The following is a 17,776-nucleotide window of genomic DNA, read 5'->3' as shown; positions in this document are numbered from 1 at the left end:
CAATGACGGCCGTGGCGCGGTAATCAACGGAGGACGGCCCGCCCTCAGACCAAGTGCAGGTGGCCGCTCTCGGGCCGGAAGGGGCTATCGGCGAGGTCGCGGTATCCAGCGACTGCGGCGGCCTGCTGGTCGGTGAATCCTCGGCTCTTGAGTAGCTGTCCGATGTGGGCCGGCAGCCTGGGCTTTTCCTTGGCCAGGAACTCGACTCCCGGTTCGTTGGTCTTCCAGCCGCGGGCATTCATAGCCTTGTAAAACTTGGTGCGCGTCTCACCCGACACCAGGCCCATCCGGTAGGCGCGTTCTAGCAGGGCTTGCATCGAAACGCCCCATTCGCGCTTGAGTTCCAGCAGCTTTCCCAGGTCAAGCTGACGCAGCTCGGTACGAATCTCGTTGGCCGGCATCAAAAACTCAGCAGCGAACGCGGTGGCTTCGGTCTCCATGTTCTCGGTGGGTCCGTTAGAGTGGAGCACCAAATGGCCAAGCTCGTGAGCGACGGTCAACCGCTTGCGGTCCGGCACGGCGTTGGCATTGATCAGCATCACGGGGTGGTCACCGACCCACTGTGACAACCCATCGATGCGCTGGGTGCCGAAGTCCTCTTCGAACACCAGGCATCCGGCGGCCTCGATCCATCGGGTGAGGTTGACGACCGGCCCCATCGGCATCCGCCACTGCGCACGCACCATCCGAGCAGCATCCTCGGCAGGGGTGAATTCTCCGTCGAACGCGGGAACATGTTGTTCGCTTGCCATCGACACCTCTTCGAAAAGAAATGACGCATGTACCCGCAGCAGATTCAACCGCGCCTCCAGCTGCCGCCACGCCGAGGCTTTGGTGGTTTTTTGGCGCCGCATGTGCGCTTCGACGCCCAACGCGCCGCGGAACTTGTTGCCGTGCGCGAGAAGTCCCTCGGTCACCCCGAGAACACCGGCCAGCTTGGCCAGCATGTCCTCGTCTGGGTCGCGGTCGCCCGATTCATACCTGTTGATTGCGGGCTGGGTGAGGCCCACCAGGTCGGCCAGCTCGGTCTGGGTGAGTCCTCGCGCTTTGCGTGCGATCGCGAGCACGTCTCCCAGGCGGTTCATTGCTCCCCCGATGCTCCTGGCTCGTCACCCTCGTGGTCGAGGTCCCCGAAGTCGAGGGTCGGCAGCGTCGGCTCGATCGGGATCCACGTGACCTTGACGGCCTCGGCTGGCTCATCCAGCTCGACGGCCCAGATGACGTTATCCCTACCGTCACGCAGCGATAGGACCGGTGCACCGATCTCGCGGGTATCGCGGTCCCACCGATACCCCACCCCCATGCGGATCTCGTCGAGTCCCGGAAAGGCGTACTGGCTGCCCTGCTGCCAGAACTCGATTGCGGTCCGAGTCGGGTAGGTGCTGATCGTGTCACCGGTGTGGTGCCGCTTGACCCGAAGCCGAAGGTGCGTGCCGACCGCGATCTCGCGGGTGGGACCGAACTCGATGATTTCGGTGTTCGGGTCGCTTTCGATGACGGCGATCAACCGCGCCCAGATCCGGTCGTGGATGAGGTTGGAAAGACAACGACTGTGCATGGCCGGAAACCAACCGGGCCGCCACTCGCGCATATCCGCGATGTCGCCGCGTGCGCCTCTGACAGCGCCGACCAGAGCATCCAGGAACTTATCTCCGAGTTCCGCCATGACTTCGCCATCAAGCGGATAAAGTCGTGAAAACATACCAGAAAATATACCAGCCGCTGCTGACAATCGACTGGTTTTGCAGGCACGACAAGTTAGCGCGGAGGTCCACTAGCAGTGCGCTGCCATGACACGCGGACCTACGGCCGCGGGCCGCAGTCGGATCTGTTGCCCGATCACTCCGCTGCTCGGACGCCGTAGTCCAGCCCGGACCGTGTGCTGGTGGTGGTGCTGCCCGGCTACCGGCCGTCGAACCGGGACTGGTCGTGGACAAGAAGCTGACGAATGGGTGGCGACCACGTACGTGAAGTGAGCGGGGTCAAATTCCCGGTGACGAAGCTGAGCGCGTCGCTCGACATGGTGAGTTAGAGGTTCTAGCCCTGCTGGCGTGCGGTCGTCGGCTTCTGTCGGACCGAGATCGTACGTTGAGCAGATGCAAATAACAGGTGCTTTCCTCGCCGAACATGCCGAAGTTGTCGACAACAAGCTCAATGTGATCGGCGGTGTGCTCGATTGGATCGCGGTTCCCCGCGCGGGGCAGTTCAACGACGCGGGTGACATGCTCATGGGGTTCGGACATCTCATCACGTTGATGCAGGCTGGGCCGGACGACCACCAGAAGCCGTATCGGATGATCACCGAGGTGGTCGACGGCAGTGGCGTCCCACGCGTAGTCGGCGACGAGACAATCTCAATCGATGCCCATTCAGGCGAGAACCGGTTTTGGATAACTCATATCGGCATCGCGGAGGAGATAGGTGGCCGGAGGACCCTGATTCAGACGATCGAGGGCGGCGGCTCTATCGCGATCCCGTTTGAAGTGCGAGTAGTCGACTGAAGCCTCGCGGCTCAGAGTTCATCGCACCGCTCCGGCAGCCGGCTTGCGGAGTCCTCGAGCACACTGGAGTGGTGAACATGGATGCCAAGGGTTACGAGATCGACCCGGCTGACGACATCGATCTTGACCAGGAGGTCGTCTACCTCGCCAACGGGGAACGGATGACCAACGCCAAGGCGCAGGAGATGGCCGGGGCCGCGGAAATCCGCGTCCCCCGAACTTGATCATCAAGCGCCACGAGGACCAGGCCCTGGACGCGTGAACGGGTACCGCGGCCGGCCCTGTGGATAACGGGAGTCGGCCGCACCCCCCGGCGTGACAGGGTCGGTCTGTGAGCAGGGTTGAGTCCGAGACACCCGCCTACACGCTGGACCCGGCGCGACCGGTGTTGCTGCGTCCGGACGGGGCGGTGCAGGTCGGCTGGGATCCGCAGCGGGCCGTCCTGGTGCAGCCGCCACCTGGCCTGAGCGCTACCGGGCTGGCCGCCGTGCTGCGCTGCATGCAGACCCCCGCCACCGCTGCCGAGCTGCGGATCGAGGCCGCCCGGCACGGCCCGGTGGACGGTGCGGAGCTCGACAGCCTGCTGGGGGCGCTGCTCGAGGCACGCGTCGCCGTCATCCGCGGCCCGCGCCGGCCGCACCGGGCGGTGTCGCTGCGGGTGCACGGCCGCGGGCCACTGTCGGATCTACTGGTCGAGTCACTGCGCTGCTCGGGCGCCGTCGTCCGGCGCAGCAGCCACCCACACGCCGAGGTGAGCACCGCCGGCACGGATCTGGTAGTGCTGACCGACTATCTGGTCACCGATCCGCGGCTGGTGCGCGAGCTGCACGCCGAGCGGGTGCCGCACCTGCCGGTGCGAGTGCGCGACGGCACCGGAGTGGTCGGCCCGCTCGTGCTTCCCGGCAAGACCAGCTGCCTGGGATGTGCCGATCTGCACCGGCGCGATCGCGACGCCTCCTGGCCGGCGGTGGCCGCCCAGCTGCGCGACACCGTCGCCCACACCGACCGCGCGACGGTGCTGGCGACGGTGGCCCTGGCGCTGAGCCAGGTCGACAAGGTGATCGCGGCGGTGCGCGGGACGGCCACCGATCGGGGCCTGGCTCCCCCGCCGACGCTCAACGCCACCCTCGAACTGGATCTGGCCACCGGGTCGATCATGACCCGGCGCTGGGAGCGCCACCCGCTGTGCGACTGCTGACCGCACGCCGTGTACCGGCGATTTCGCACGCGGTGACCAGCGCCACAACGACATCATGGATGATGGACAGGTGTCAGAGATCAAGCGCGGGAGTGCGGCGCGCAATGCGAAGCTGGCCAGTCTGCCCGTCGGTTTCGCCGGCCGGGCCGCTCTCGGTCTCGGGAAGCGGCTGACCGGCAAGTCGAAGGACGAGGTCACCGCCGAGCTCATGGAGAAGGCGGCCAACCAGTTGTTCACCGTCCTGGGTGAACTCAAGGGCGGCGCGATGAAGGTCGGGCAGGCGCTGTCGGTGATGGAGGCGGCCATCCCCGAGGAATTCGGCGAGCCCTACCGGGAGGCGCTGACCAAGCTGCAAAAGGACGCCCCACCGCTGCCCGCGGACAAGGTACACCGGGTGCTCGACGCCCAGCTGGGCACCAAGTGGCGGGAACGGTTCTCCTCGTTCGACGACACCCCCATCGCCTCGGCCAGCATCGGCCAGGTGCACAAGGCCGTGTGGGGCGACGGCCGCCAGGTGGCGGTCAAGATCCAGTACCCCGGTGCCGACCAGGCACTGCGCGCCGACTTGAAGACCATTCGGCGGTTGACCGGCGTCTTCAAGCAGCTGGCGCCCGGTGTCGATGTCCAAGGTGTCGTCGATGAGCTGATCGAGCGCACCGAGATGGAGCTGGACTACCGGCTGGAAGCCGACAACCAGCGGATCTTCGCCAAGGCCTACGCGGGCCACCCGCACTTTCTCATCCCGAACGTGGTGGCCAGCGCCCCCAAGGCGGTGATCCAGGAGTGGATCGACGGCGTCGGGATGGCCGAGATCATCCGCAACGGCACCGTCGAGCAACGTGACCTGATGGGCACCCGGCTGGCCGAGTTCACCTGGGACGCCGCGCGCCGGCTGGAGCTCATCCACGGCGACGCCCACCCGGGCAACTTCATGCTGCTCCCGGACGGCCGGATGGGCGTGATCGACTTCGGCGCGGTGGCGCCGATGCCCGGCGGCTTCCCCCCGGAGCTGGGCGCCGCGGTGCGCTACGCCCGGGACAACGACTACGACCAGGTCATCGCGACGATGCGCAAAGGCGGCTTCATCCAGAAGGGCCAGGAGGTCTCGGTACGCGAGATCGACGAGATGCTGCGCCAGTACGTCGAGCCGGTGGAGGTCGAGGTGTTCCATTACAGCCGCAAATGGCTGATGCGCATGGCCGGCAAGCAGCTGGAACGCCCCGTCGAGCAACTCAAGACCGCCCGTCAGCTGGATCTGCCGCCGAAGCTGGCGATGCCGATGCGGGTGCTGGCCTCCACCACGGCGATCATGTGCCAGCTCGACGCGCACGTGCCGATCAAGCGGCTCTCCGAGGAATTGGTGCCCGGATTCACCGATCCCGACGCCGTAGCGGTCGGACCCTAGGCACTCAGGCGGCCACCGGCTCCTTGCGCGGGCGCCCGCGCTGGCGTTTGCGACCGATGACGGTGCCGCGGTCGAGGATCTCGCCGCCCCACACCCCCCAGGGTTCGGCGCGCTGCAGTGCCAGCGCCAGGCACTGCCGGCGGATCGGGCAGCCGGCACAGAGCGCTTTGGCCCGCTCCAGGTCCGCGGGGTCGTCGGCGAACCACAGGTCGGGATCACGATTGCACGGAAGCTCGGGTCGGTTCTTCATCATCGCTGGTCACCTGTTCTGGGAATAACGCAAAAAATATGGCCACGGATCCTGGTCTGGGTCCGTGGCCATCGGGCGGCTTGAGCTGATGCGTTAGACAAAACCCCGATGCACGGACACGCCGGCAGCGGCATGCGCCGCCGCAGCAGCCGCATGTACGCCGATCGTGTTCGGGGTGTTCATGGTTAGGCAGGTTAACGGTTGCCGCCCGGGATGCACAACCGAATTTCTGACCTGCGTGTTCAGTCCCGGTTGCGGACCAGCTCGAGCACGTCGGAACCGAACTGTTCGAGCTTGCGCGCACCGATGCCCGGAATGGCCACCAGAGCGGCCTCGTCGACGGGCAGCATCTCAGCGATCGCGGTCAGCGTGTTGTCCGAAAAAACTATGTAGGCAGGCACTTTCAGCTCCGTGGCGGTGCGCAGTCGCCAATCTTTGAGCGCCACCAGCAGCTCGGTGTCGACGTCGGCCGCACAGGTCTCACACCGGCTCAGCATGATGGCCGCCGGTGTGCTCAGCGTCTTGTTGCAGACCCGGCAGTGCTTCGGAGCGCCGCGGGTTCGGCGCCGGGCCGGTGTCGCCGCAGCATCGGCCTGCGGCGCGATCCCGCTGAGGAACCGCGACGGTTTGCGCGACGCCCGCCCGCCCGGGGCGCGCGCCAGCGCCCAGCTCAACGCCAGATGCACCCGGGCGCGGGTGACGCCGACGTAGAGCAGCCGGCGTTCCTCCTCGACGGCCTCGCTGTCCGGGCCGTGCGCCAGGGCATGCGAGATGGGCAGGGTGCCGTCGGCCAGGCCCACCAAAAACACCGCGTCCCACTCCAGCCCCTTGGCGGCGTGCAGCGAGGCCAGCGTGACGCCCTGCACCGTCGGCGGGTGGCGAGAGTCGGCACGCATCCGCAGTTCGGCCAGCAAGCCGGGCAAATCCAGGTCGGGGCGCTGTGCCACTTCGTCGTCGACCAGTTCGGCCAACGCGCCCAGCGCCTCCCAGCGTTCCCGGGCCTTGGTCCCGCTCGGCGGTTCGGCCGTCAGCCCGAGCGGTTCGAGAACCTGGCGCACGACGTCAGGTAGCGGCCCGTCGGCGCCACGCTCTGCTGCGCGCCGCAGCGCCACCAGCGCCTGGCGGATCTCCTGGCGGGTGAAAAAGCCCTCTCCCCCGCGGACCTGGTAGGCGATTCCGGCCTCGGTCAGGGCCTCCTCGTAGACCTCCGACTGCGCGTTGATCCGGTAGAGCACGGCGATCTCGGCCGGCGCGGTGCCGCCCTCGATCAGCCGGGCGATCGACTTGGCCGCCGCGGCGGCCTCGGCGACCTCGTCGGGGTACTCCCGAAAGGTCGGTGCCGGGCCGGGATCGCGCTGACCGATCAGTTTGAGTTTGCTGCCGGCCACCCGTCCGCGGGCCGCGGCGATCACCCGGTTGGCCAGCGACACCACCTCCGGGGTGGAGCGGTAGTCGCGTTCCAGGCGCACCAGGGCGGCCTCGGGGAACCGGCGGGTGAAGTCGAGCAGGTAGCGCGGCGAGGCGCCGGTGAACGAGTAGATGGTCTGGTTGGCGTCACCGACCACGGTCAGGTCGTCACGCTGGCCCAGCCAGGCCGACAGCACCCGCTGCTGCAGGGGGGTGACGTCCTGGTATTCGTCGACCACGAAGCAGCGGTAACGGTCCCGGAATTCGGCGGCCACGGCCGCGTCGTTCTCGATCGCGGCGGCGGTGTGCAACAGCAGGTCGTCGAAGTCGAGCATGGCCACTTCGCCGCGGGCCTTCAGCGCCTCGTAGCCGGCGTAGACGTCGGCGAGCTTGGTGGCCTCGATCGGGGTGTCCCGCCCGGCGGCCGCCACCGCCTCCGGGTACTGCTCCGGCCCGATCAGGGAGGCCTTGGCCCACTCGATCTCGCCGGCCACGTCGCGCACGTCGTCGTTGGAGAGGCGCAGCCCGGCGTGGCCGGCGGCCCGGGCGACCACCCCGAACTTGCGGTCCAGCAGTTCCCAGGCGGTGTCGCCGACCACCCGCGGCCAGAAGTAGCGCAGCTGCCGGCGCGCGGCGGCGTGGAACGTCAGCGCCTGCACCGCGCCGACGCCGGCCGGGTTGCCGGCGGCCGAGCCCAGGGCACGCAGCCGCGAGCGCATCTCACCGGCGGCACGCTGGGTGAACGTCACCGCCAGCACCTGTCCGGGCGCGACGTGACCGGCCGCAACCAGTTGGGCGATCCGGTGGGTGATGGTGCGGGTTTTGCCGGTCCCGGCACCGGCCAGCACGCACACCGGCCCCCGCGGCGCCAGGACGGCGGCGCGCTGCTCGTCGTCCAAGCCGGCGATCAGCGCATCCATGGCGTCCATCTTGACAGGGACCTCCGACGCCCGGCCGCGAGCGGCCCGCCATCCTCAGCGACTAGCTTTGAGAGCTATGACTGTTAGCGATCCGCCGCTCATCATGTACACCACGCAATGGTGCGGTTACTGCCGCCAGCTCAAGAAGGCCCTGGAGAAGTTCGAGATCGGCTACGACGAGATCGATATCGAGCAGGATCCCACCGCCGCCAAGTTCGTCGAGGAAGCCAACGGCGGCAACCGCACGGTGCCGACGCTGCGCTTCGCCGACGGCTCGACGCTGACCAACCCGACCGGCCGCGAGGTCAAGGCGAAACTGGATCGGCTCAGCAGCTGATCGCCTCCGCGGGATCAGCCGACCCAGGACTCGATGATCGTCCGGGCGATCGAGATCGACCCGGGCAGCAGCAGTTTCGCCTCCGCCGAGCCGCCGCTCCAGGCCCCGGCGTCTAACGCGGCGCGCACTTCGTCGCGGGTGAACCAGTTCGCCTCGGTGATCTCGCCGTCGCTGAACACGAACTCCTGCCCCGGGTCGGCGACCGCGTGGAAGCCCACCATCAGCGAGCGTGGGAACGGCCAGGGCTGGCTGCCCAAGTAACTGACGTCGCGCACCGCCAGCCCGACCTCCTCGTGGACCTCCCGGACCACACAGGCCTCGAACGACTCGCCGGCCTCGACGAACCCGGCCAGCAGCGAGAACATCCGCACCGGCCAATTGTGCTGGCGGGCCAGCACCACCCGGTCGGCGCCGTCGTGCACCAGGCAGATCACCGCCGGATCGATCCGGGGGAACTCCTCGGCGCCGGTGACGGGATTGACCCGCGCCCACCCGCCGCGCACCGGTTTGGTCGGTGTGCCGTCGACGGCGGAAAACCGGGCGCTCTCATGCCAATTCAGCAAGGCGATGGCCGAGGACACCAGCTGCGCGCTGGTGTCGTCGAAGACGTCTCCGATGGCCCGCAGGTCCAGCACCGAAACGTCGCCGTCGGGCGGCGCCTGCAGCGCACCACGGAGCGCCCAGACGTGCCGGCCGTCTTCGAGGCGGCCCAGGAACACCGCGTCGGGTGGGGGCATGTCGCCGAGTTCGCCGGCGTCGTGCAACACCACCCGGCCGTCGGCGACCAGCACCTGGTTGCGGGGATCGACCCGCAGCAGTGCGGCGGCCCGCCAGCCGGCGACGGCCGCGTCGGTGTCGGTGCGCAACTGGTCGGCCCGGTCGGCGCCGATCCGCGACAGCAGGGGCACCTGGCGCAGCTGGAAGCTCACTGGTTGCCCACCGTACGGACGTAGAGCAGCCGGTCACCGGTCTCGATCGCATCGACTTCCGGTGCGTCCAGCCGCAGCAGCTGCCCGTCGCGGACGACGGCGAGCACGATTTCGGTGAGATGCTTCGCCGAGGCGCCGACCTCTTTCTGCTCCACCTCCCGCTCGGCGATGGCGTAGCCGGCGTCGGGGGTGAGCAGATCCTCGATGATCTCCACCACGTTGGGCGTGGTGGTGGCGATGCCGAGCAGCCGCCCGGCGGTCTCCGAGGACACCACCACCGAGTTGGCGCCGGACTGCTCGAGCAGGTGCTGGTTCTCGGCTTCCCGGATGGCCGCCACGATGGTGGCCTCGGGGGCGATCTCGCGGGCGGTCAGGGTCACCAGTGCCGCGTTGGCGTCGTCGCCGGTGGCGACCACGATCGCCGCTGCGCGCTGGGCACTGGCCAGCCGCAGCACGTCCGACCTGGTCGCGTCGCCGTCTACCGTCACGAAGCCGGCGCTCTTCGCCCGTTCCAGCACAGCCCGGTCGCTGTCCACCACGACGATGTCGCTCGGGGTGGTCTCGTCGTCGCCGAGCATCGCGGCGATCGCGGTTTTGCCCTTGGTGCCGTATCCGATGACGATGGTGTGGTCTCGCACTCTTTTCCTCCAACGCTGAATGCGGAATGCCTGCTGAGAAGTCTCGGTGAACGCCTCCACGGTCGTCCCGACCAACAGGATCAGGAAGGCGATCCGCAGCGGGGTGATGATCGCGACGTTGATCAGGCGGGAGAACTCGGTGACGGGCGTGATATCGCCGTACCCGGTGGTCGACAGTGTCACCGCCGAGTAATAGAGGCAGTCCAAAAAGGTCAGCCGGTCGCCCTGCACATCCTGGTAGCCGTCCCGGTCGATGTAGACGAAGATCGTGGACACCAGCAGGGCCACCAGCGCGATCAGGGAGCGCCGGTAGACGGTGCGGCCGGGACTGGACTGTCCCTGGGGGATGCGCAGGACGCCGACGAGCGCGTGACTGGGTTGGGCGGTCAGCGCCTCGTCGAGACGACGCAGCCGTCGCCAGCTAGCTCCTGCCACGACGGGCGGTCATCGGTCAGCCTGACGCACGGACCCACTGTAACCACACCGGTCGTCAACCGTTGAGCAGCGCGGTCAGCTCGGCGAGCTCGGGCAGTTCGTCGGGGACGACGGTGGTGCGGGTGCGCACGTAGTGGAACGCGGCCCGCACCTTCGATTCCGGGCAGCCGCTCAGCGCGGCCCACGCCAGCCGGTACACCCCGAGCTGAACCGTGGCGTGCCGCTGCGCCTCCGGCCCGGCCGGGGCCGCACCGGTCTTCCAGTCCACCACGGTGACGCCGCCGTCCGGCTCGGCGAAGACCGCGTCGATCCGCCCGCGCACCAGGGTGTGCCCGACGGCCATCTCGAAGGGCACCTCCACGGCGACCGGTGAGCGGGCCGCCCACGGCGAGGCCAAAAACGCCTCCTGCAGGCCGGCGAGCTCCTGCGCGTCGGCCCTGGCGGTGTCGGCGTCGGCAGCGCCCGGTAGATCGTCGAGCTCGAAGAGCCGCTCGGCACCGTAGAGCCGTTGCACCCAGTCGTGGAAAGCGGTGCCCAGCAACGCATGCGGGTCCGGGCGGGTCGGGAGCCGGCGGGTCAGCCGCTGCGCCGCGCCGGCCGGGTCGCGGCTCAGCTCGACCAGATTGCTCACCGAGACCTGGCCGGGCAGCGTTCGGTCCGGTTGTGCGGCCGCCAGGGCCCGCTCGGCCAGCAGCGCATCGACGTCGGCGGCCCACGGGCTGTCGGCCGACGCCGCGGAGTCCCCGGCCATCGCGGCGGCGACCAGTGCGGCTCCGGCTACCACGGAGTCGCGGCGCGAGCCGAGCGGGTCCGTCGGCCAAACGGCTTCTGCGGCGTTGTCGCACAGCGGGTTTGGCTCGCCGTCGGCCGGCGCCGGCGCCCAGTGTTCGATGACTCCGGCGCCGGACTCCTCGATGACCGCCTTGAGTTCGGTCAGGAAGTCCGACGGCCCACGCGGCTTGGTCTCACCGACTCCCCAGTGGTGACCGGAGACCAACAGGGTCTCCTCGGCGCGGGTGACCGCGACGTAGAGCAGCCGGCGCTCTTCGTCGACCCGGCGCTGGTCCAGCCGGCGCTGGTGCTCGGAAATGGCGTCGGACAGCTGCTTTCGATTGGTGACCGCGCCGGTGTCGAGCACCGGGACACCGTGGGCGCCGGGTTTATGCGGCGGTCCCAGCTTCGACTCTCCTACGTCGAGCCTCGCTGAACCGCCGGGTTCATGCGGCGGTCCCAGCTTCGACTCTCCTACGTCGAGCCTCGCTGAACCGCCGGGTTCATGCGGCGGTCCCAGCTTCGGCTCTCCTACGTCGAGCCTCGCTGAACCGCCGGGCTCGGCGCGGTCACCGCGCAGCAGGGGCGGCAACTCGGCGGCATCGGAGAGCCAGTTGCGCCGCGAGGCGGTCGACGGGAACACCCGCGCCACCAGGTGCGGTACCGCCACCACCTGCCATTCCAGTCCTTTGGCGGCGTGCACGGTGAGGACCTGAACCCGGTCAGCGGCGACCACCGGAGTGGCCGGCGCCAACCCGTTCTCCACCACGGCGGCCGCATCCAGGTACGCCAGCAGACCCGGCAGGGTTGCCGGGCCGCCGACGCCCTCCACATAGCCGGCGACCACGTCGGCGAACGCGTCGAGCTGTTCGGTGCCCAACGCGGCGGCCACCGGCTGCGCGGCGAGCACCTCACAGTCCAGGCCCAGCACCCGGCGCACCTCGGCCACCAGGTCGGGCAGCGGATGCCACAGGTGGCCGCGCAGCGCGCTCAGCTCCTCGGCCAGTGCGGCGATACGCCGGTACCCGGTGGCCGAATAGCGCTCCGCTGGCCCGGGGTCGGCCAGCGCGTCGGCCAGGCATGCGGTGTCGGAATCGGGTCCGGCCTGCGCGGCGATCTCGGCGGCCGAGACCGGCTCGGTGGCGTGGTCGGGGCGGACCAGCTCGGCGGCGCGCCGCCACAGCGCGGCCAGGTCGGCGGCGCCGAGCCGCCACCGCGCACCGGTCAGCACCCGGATCGCCGCGGCCCCGGCCGTCGGCTCGGAAACCAGCCGCAGCATCGCCACCAGGTCGGCGACCTCGGGCACCGACAGCAGCCCGGCCAGCCCGACCACCTCCACCGGGACGCCCCGGGCCCGGATCGCCTCGGCGAACGGCGCGGCGTCGGCGTTGCGCCGCACCAGCACCGCCGCAGTGGGCGGAGCGACACCCTCAGCCTCGGCCTGGCGGTAGCGGCGCTGCAGCGCCTCGGCGACCCACTGGTGTTCGGCGGTCAGGTCGGGCAGCAGCGCGAGCCGCACCTCGCCCGGTGCCGCATCCGGACGCGCCCGCAGCGTGTGCACGGTGACCGAGCGCCGCCGCGCCTCCGCGGAGACCTCGTTGGCCACGTGCAGCACCTCCGGCGGGTTGCGCCAGCTGGTCCGCAGCTCCAAGGTGGGAGCCGGGGTGCCGTCGGAGAGCGGGAAGTCGGTGGCAAAGCGCGGCAAGTTGGTGGCCGAGGCGCCGCGCCAGCCGTAGATCGACTGGATCGGGTCGCCGACTGCGGTCAGCGCGAGGCCGTCGTCGGATCCCCCGCCGAACAGTGCCGACAACGCGATGCGCTGGGCATGCCCGGTGTCCTGGTATTCATCGAGCAGCACCACCCGGTAGGTGGCGCGCAGCCGGGCGCCGACGGACTCGTCGGCCTGCGCGAGCCGCGCGGCGGTGGCCATCTGCGTGCCGAAGTCCATCACCCGCTCCGCGCGCATCCGCTGATGCAGGGCGTCGATAAGCGGTACCAGCTGCGCACGTTCGGTCTGGGTGTCGAGCATCTTGAGCAACGTCTGGTTGGGTTCGGCGCGCTGACGTGGTCCCGGCGGCAGGGTGTGGACCAGGCGCTCCAACTCCAGGTGGGTGTCTCGCAGCGCCTCGGTGTCCACCAGGTGTTCGGCCAGCTGCCCGGCCAGGCGCAACACCATCGAGGTGATCGCGGCCGGATCCCGGTCGGTGCGCAGCTCGCCGGGGTAACCGCTGACCACCTCGAACGCCAGCTGCCACAACCCGGTCTCGGTGAGCAGCCGGGTGTCGGGCTCGATGCCCAGCAGCAACCCGTGCTCACGCAGCAGCGCGCCGGCGAACGCGTGGTAGGTGCTCACCACCGGAGCCGATGCCGCTGAACCGCCGGGTTCATACGGCGGTCCCAGCTTCGCCTCTCCTCCGTCGAGCCTCGCTGAACCGCCGGGTTCGGCAGCCAGCAGGCCGGCGCCGGCCAGCCGGGCCAACCGGGAGCGCACCCGGCGCAGCAGTTGGCCGGCGGCCTTGCGGGTGAACGTCAGCCCCAGCACCTGGCCCGGGTCGGCGTAGCCGTTGGCGACCAGCCAAACCACCCGGGCGGCCATCGTCTCGGTTTTGCCGGCGCCGGCTCCGGCGATCACCACCAGCGGGCCCGGCGGCGCGGCGATGACCGCGGCCTGTTCCGCGGTGGGCTGGTGCAAGCCGAGCGCCTCAGCCAGCTCAGCCGGGCTGTAACGCGGGTTCATGCGCCGCTCCGCGTGTGGGCCGGGCAGATCGGCTGGATCGGGCAGTGCCGGCAACCGTCGTTGACTCGGGCGGTGAACCGCGGCCCGGCGGTGGCCGCGGCCGCCTGCGCGATCCGCTCGCGCCACTGGCCGCCGGTTTCGGCGGTGAGCGGGTCTTGTTCGCGCTCGGTGGCGCCGCCGGCTCCGGGCTTGGCCGGGTAGACCAGCCGGGCGCCACCGGGTTGCTCACCGGATCCGATCAGGCCGGCTTCCACCGCCAGCTGATAGACGGCCAGCTGCGCGTGTTGTTGCGCGTCGTCCTTGCTGACCGGGGTCTTGGCGGTCTTGACGTCGACGACCACCAGCCGTCCGGCGGCGTCACGTTCGATCCGGTCGATCCGACCGCGGAGCCGCACCCCGTCCCCGGCGTCGATCACCCCGTCGAAGGCGACCTCGGTGCCGACCTCGGTGAGCTCACCCCGGGTCTGTGCCCGCCACGCCAGGAACGTCTCGATCACGGCGCGGTGCCGCTGGAGTTCGTTGGCCGAGTACCACGCCGACTCGAACGGCAGCTGCTGCCAGGCCCGGTCCAACTCGGCCAGCAATTCCGCTGCGGTGACGGCCGATTCGGCGACCAGGGCGTGCATCACCGACCCGATCGTCGAGCGCAGGTCACGGCCGTCGGACCCGCCGTGGCGCTCGGCCAGCCAGCGCAGCGGGCAGTCCAGCAGGCTCTGCAACGCCGAGGGCGACAGCGTGACGCCCCGCCCATCCTCGGCGCGCCACAGCGGTTCCTCGGTGCTCACCGGCGCGGCGCCGTGCCAGCCGGCCGGGTCGGCACCGGGCACCCCGGCAGCCGCCAGCCGCGCCAGTTGCGTTGCGGCGTCGGCACGTTCAGAATCGCTCAGCTCTGCTTCCGGCGCGCAGACCACAGCGCGTAGTCGGCCCACCAGCCCGGCCGCCGAGAGCACCGACGGGGCCACGACCGGCGGTGCCGGCGTCCGGGCGTCATCGGGCGTGGCGCAGGCCGCGAGTTCGGTGACGAACTCCGACGGGATCTGCTCCTCGGCGCTGCCGTCCCCTTCCCCGTCGACGGCGGTGATCATCACCCGGCGACGCGCCCGGCCGATGGCCGCCACCAGCAGCCGCCGTTCCTCGGCCAGCAGTGGTGCGCGGGCCGAGACTTCGTCACCGAGGCCGTGCAGGGTGTCCAGCAGCCGCTGGGTGCCCAGTACGCCGCCACGCGGAACGGTGTTGGGCCACAGTCCTTCCTGCACACCGGCGATGACGACCAGATCCCACTCGCGGCCCAGGGCGGCATGCGCGCTGAGCACAGCGACCGCATCGACGCCGGCCGCGGGTTCGGCGCGAGGCATCACCAGTTGCATGGCCCTGACATGGTCGACGAGCCCGGCCAGGGTCGCGCCGGCGGTGCGCGCGGTGTACTGCTCGGCGAGATCGAACAGCGCGGTCACCGCGTCCAGGTCCCGGCCGGCTTGGGCGCCGGCCGTCCCGCCGCGCTCGGTCGCCGACAACCAGCGTTGCTGCAGCCCGGACCGATTCCAGGCCTGCCACAGCGTGTAGTGCGGGTCCCGGCCGTCGGCGTGGCTGCGGGCCGCGGCCTGCAGCACCGCGCGCACCCGCCGCAGCGGGCGCGCATGAGCGGCCGGCAGCTGGCCGGAGTCACCGGACAGCACCGCCGCCAACCGGTCGCCGGAATCTGCTTCCCGCGAGCCGCCTCGGCGCAGGATGCGCTGCAACTGACGCAGCGAGATCGGATCCATGCGCCCGATCGGGCCGGTGAGCAGGTCCTGTGCCCGACGGCCGTCGACGCCGTCGACGGCGCACTCCAGCACGCCCAGCAGGGCGGCCACCGCCGGCTGATCGGCCAGGAGGCCGCCGGGTGCGGGCAGGGTCACCGGAATGCCGGCGGCGGCCAGGGTGCGGGGCAACCGGGTCGCCGCGCGCGGCACCGAGCGGACGATCACCGCCATCTGCGACCACGGCACGCCGTCGACCAGGTGGGCGCGCCGCAGCGTGTCGGCGATCAACGCGGCCTCGGCATGACCGGAGGCCGCGGTGCGCACGGCGACCGAGCCGGCGTCGGGCCCGGTGCCCTCGAGGCGGCGGGCGGGGCCGGGCCCGGGCAGCCGTGCGGCGATGGCGTTGATGGCGTTAGCCACCGCCGGGGCGCAGCGGTGCGAGACCGAGAGCTGCACGGCGGGTGCGTCGTCGGTGAGCAGGGCGGCGGGCTCAGCACCGCGGAAGCCGAACACCGCCTGATCGGGATCGCCGGCGATGACGCTGCGCTGCACGCCGGCGGCGAGCACCCGCACCAGCCGGGCCGCCTGCGGGTCGAGTTGCTGGGCATCGTCGACCAGCAGCAACCGGATCCGGCGGCGTTCCTCGACCAGCAGGTCGGGGTCGGCGGCGAAGGCCTCCAACGCGGCCCCGACCAGTTCCGCAGCACCCATGGCCGGCGTGGTCGCCTGGGGTGCCGCGGTGCCGACCGCAGCGCGAAGCAGCATCACCTGCTCGTACTGCCGGGCGAAGCGACCGGCGGCGGCCCACTCCGGGCGGCGGCACCGCTTGCCGAGCCGGCCCAGCTCGGCCGCGTCGACGCCGCGTTCGGCGCAGCGCGCCATCAAGTCCCGCAGTTCGGTGGCGAAGCCGTCGGTGGCCAGCGCCGCGTGCAACGACGGCGGCCAGGCTGCGGCTCCGTCACCGGCGAGCAGTTCGCGGATGACGCTGTCCTGCTCGGCCCCGGTGACCAGCCGGGGCGGTGCGGCCTCGGCCCGGCGCGCGGCGCGCTGCAGCACCGCGAAGGCGTAGCCGTGCACGGTGCGCACGACGGATTCCCGGATCACCGGCCGGCCGGGCGGGCGGGCCCGCAGCAGCGCCGCCGTCACCGCGGCGCGTGCAGCGGTGCCGATGCGGCCGGGGGTGAGTAGCAGCACCGATTCGGGGTCAAGGCCGTCGGCGACGTGGGCCACCGCCGTGTCGAGCAGCAGGCTGGTCTTACCGGTCCCGGGCCCGCCGAACACCCGCAGGACGCCGCGCCCTGCCGGATCGAGCGCGGCGCGCGCTTCGGCGGCATGCGATCCCCAGTGCTGCGTCATACCGCCATGACAGCACTGCCCTCTGACAAGTCCGGCCGCGGCTGGCACCATCAACGAGTGAATTCCGATCATCTCCTGCACGTGCACCGCTACGGACCGCCCGCACCGGTCCAGATCCTGGCGATCCACGGCCTGACCGGACACGGCCAGCGTTGGCAACACTTGGCCGACGATCATTTGGGGGAATTCAGCGTCGCGGCACCGGATCTGATCGGTCACGGCCGCTCGTCGTGGGCGGCGCCGTGGACCCTCGACGCCAACGTGAGTGCGCTGGCCGCGCTGCTCAAGCGCTCGGCCGATCGGCCAGTCCTGGTGGTCGCGCATTCGTTCGGCTGTGCGGTGGCCCTACAGCTGGCCGCCAGCCATCCGGATCTGGTGGGCGCGCTGGTGCTGCTGGATCCGGCGGTCGGCTTGGACGGCGGCTGGATGGCGCAGATCGCCGACGCGATGCTGGCCTCCCCGGACTATCCCGATGCCGCCGAAGCACGCGCGGAAAAGGAACACGGCTCCTGGGCCGACGTGGCCCCGGCCGTGCTCGACGCCGAAGTCGACGAACACCTCATCACCTTGCCGAGCGGGCGTGTCGGCTGGCGCATCAGCGTCCCGGCGATGATGTCGTACTGGAGCGAGCTGGCCCGCGGCATCGTCCTGCCGGCGCCGGGTACCGCCACCACGCTGGTGCGGGCCACCCGAACCTCACCGCCGTATGTGGGCGAAGAACTCATCACCGCGCTGACCGAACGGCTGGGACCGGATTTCCGGCTGGTGGACCTCGACTGCCAGCACATGGTGCCGCACGCCAGGCCCGGCGAGGTTGCCGAGTTGATCCGCGCCCGGTTGCCCGTGACCTGATGGCTCCGGTGACCGAAGCCCAAGTGGAGGCGGTGCGCGCGCTGGTCGCCGCGATCCCCGCCGGCCGGGTCGCCACCTACGGCGACATCGCCTGCGCAGCAGGGCTTTCCACCCCCCGCATCGTCGGATGGATCATGCGCACAGATTCCGCCGATCTGCCGTGGCATCGGGTAATCCGGGCGTCCGGTCAGCCGGCGCCGCACCTGAGCACCCGGCAGTTGGAACGGCTTCGCGCCGAAGGGATTCTGGCCGCCGACGGCAAGGTGGATCTGCGCACCGCGCGGCACCGGTTCTGACG

General features: G+C 70.4%; 15 protein-coding genes. 7 read left to right on the top strand and 8 right to left on the bottom strand.

The features are described 5' to 3' along the window. Positions 1-44 precede the first annotated feature (44 nt). Positions 45-1,085, bottom strand: a complete 1,041-nt coding sequence (locus tag AC5Y31_RS00755) for a helix-turn-helix domain-containing protein (RefSeq protein ID WP_499977411.1) — start codon at positions 1,083-1,085, stop codon at positions 45-47. Next, positions 1,082-1,666, bottom strand: a complete 585-nt coding sequence (locus tag AC5Y31_RS00750) for a hypothetical protein (RefSeq protein ID WP_499977410.1) — start codon at positions 1,664-1,666, stop codon at positions 1,082-1,084. Before AC5Y31_RS00750 ends, AC5Y31_RS00755 begins: the two co-directional genes overlap by 4 nt. A 430-nt stretch (positions 1,667-2,096) precedes the next feature. Between AC5Y31_RS00750 and AC5Y31_RS00745 the strand changes: the two genes are divergently transcribed. The 4 genes from AC5Y31_RS00745 to AC5Y31_RS00730 all read left to right on the top strand — a co-directional run bounded on the left by AC5Y31_RS00745 (position 2,097) and on the right by AC5Y31_RS00730 (position 5,104). Next, the gene (locus AC5Y31_RS00745; RefSeq protein WP_499977409.1) at positions 2,097-2,501 is read left to right on the top strand and encodes a hypothetical protein; all 405 of its coding nucleotides are present in this window, start codon (positions 2,097-2,099) and stop codon (positions 2,499-2,501) included. Between the two features lie 77 nt (positions 2,502-2,578). Beyond that, positions 2,579-2,725, top strand: a complete 147-nt coding sequence (locus tag AC5Y31_RS00740) for a hypothetical protein (protein ID WP_499977408.1) — start codon at positions 2,579-2,581, stop codon at positions 2,723-2,725. A gap of 107 nt (positions 2,726-2,832) precedes the next feature. After that, positions 2,833-3,699: a TOMM precursor leader peptide-binding protein gene (locus tag AC5Y31_RS00735; RefSeq protein ID WP_499977407.1), complete on the top strand. Its 867-nt coding sequence runs from the start codon at positions 2,833-2,835 to the stop codon at positions 3,697-3,699. A 55-nt stretch (positions 3,700-3,754) separates the two neighbouring features. Next, positions 3,755-5,104 (top strand): macrolide-binding ATPase MABP-1, encoded by a 1,350-nt coding sequence (locus AC5Y31_RS00730; protein WP_499977406.1) that lies wholly within the window; start codon positions 3,755-3,757, stop codon positions 5,102-5,104. 4 nt (positions 5,105-5,108) lie between these two features. Here the strand turns inward: AC5Y31_RS00730 and AC5Y31_RS00725 are convergent, their stop codons facing one another. Then, the gene (locus AC5Y31_RS00725) at positions 5,109-5,357 is read right to left on the bottom strand and encodes a WhiB family transcriptional regulator (protein ID WP_499977405.1); all 249 of its coding nucleotides are present in this window, start codon (positions 5,355-5,357) and stop codon (positions 5,109-5,111) included. Between the two features lie 239 nt (positions 5,358-5,596). Further along, a complete protein-coding gene (locus AC5Y31_RS00720) occupies positions 5,597-7,690 on the bottom strand; it encodes an ATP-dependent DNA helicase UvrD2 (RefSeq protein WP_499977404.1) in 2,094 nt (697 codons plus the stop codon). Positions 7,691-7,757: 67 nt separating this feature from the next. Between AC5Y31_RS00720 and AC5Y31_RS00715 the strand changes: the two genes are divergently transcribed. Beyond that, entirely contained in the window at positions 7,758-8,018 is a 261-nt protein-coding gene (locus AC5Y31_RS00715) for a mycoredoxin (RefSeq protein ID WP_065023573.1), read from the top strand. A 14-nt stretch (positions 8,019-8,032) separates the two neighbouring features. Here AC5Y31_RS00715 and nudC read toward each other — a convergent pair whose 3' ends face one another. The 4 genes from nudC to AC5Y31_RS00695 are packed head-to-tail and all read right to left on the bottom strand — an operon-like array spanning position 8,033 to position 16,626. Continuing rightward, on the bottom strand, positions 8,033-8,947 hold the full coding sequence (nudC, locus tag AC5Y31_RS00710; RefSeq protein ID WP_499977403.1) for an NAD(+) diphosphatase: 915 nt from the start codon (positions 8,945-8,947) through the stop codon (positions 8,033-8,035). Beyond that, on the bottom strand, positions 8,944-10,020 hold the full coding sequence (locus AC5Y31_RS00705; protein ID WP_065023575.1) for a potassium channel family protein: 1,077 nt from the start codon (positions 10,018-10,020) through the stop codon (positions 8,944-8,946). Before AC5Y31_RS00705 ends, nudC begins: the two co-directional genes overlap by 4 nt. A 55-nt stretch (positions 10,021-10,075) precedes the next feature. Next, positions 10,076-13,528 (bottom strand): ATP-dependent helicase, encoded by a 3,453-nt coding sequence (locus AC5Y31_RS00700; RefSeq protein ID WP_499977402.1) that lies wholly within the window; start codon positions 13,526-13,528, stop codon positions 10,076-10,078. After that, positions 13,525-16,626, bottom strand: a complete 3,102-nt coding sequence (locus AC5Y31_RS00695; RefSeq protein WP_499977401.1) for an ATP-dependent helicase — start codon at positions 16,624-16,626, stop codon at positions 13,525-13,527. The genes AC5Y31_RS00700 and AC5Y31_RS00695 overlap by 4 nt, the downstream gene beginning before the upstream one ends. 57 nt (positions 16,627-16,683) lie before the next feature. On the opposite strand from AC5Y31_RS00695, the gene AC5Y31_RS00690 reads away from it, so the two are divergent. Continuing rightward, the gene (locus AC5Y31_RS00690; protein ID WP_499977400.1) at positions 16,684-17,478 is read left to right on the top strand and encodes an alpha/beta fold hydrolase; all 795 of its coding nucleotides are present in this window, start codon (positions 16,684-16,686) and stop codon (positions 17,476-17,478) included. Then, positions 17,478-17,774: an MGMT family protein gene (locus AC5Y31_RS00685; protein ID WP_499977399.1), complete on the top strand. Its 297-nt coding sequence runs from the start codon at positions 17,478-17,480 to the stop codon at positions 17,772-17,774. The genes AC5Y31_RS00690 and AC5Y31_RS00685 overlap by 1 nt, the downstream gene beginning before the upstream one ends. The last annotated feature ends 2 nt before the right edge of the window (positions 17,775-17,776 follow it).

The sequence above is a fragment of the Mycobacterium sp. NGS18 genome, assembly GCF_059813185.1.
This window is presented reverse-complemented; position numbering and strand designations above follow the sequence as displayed.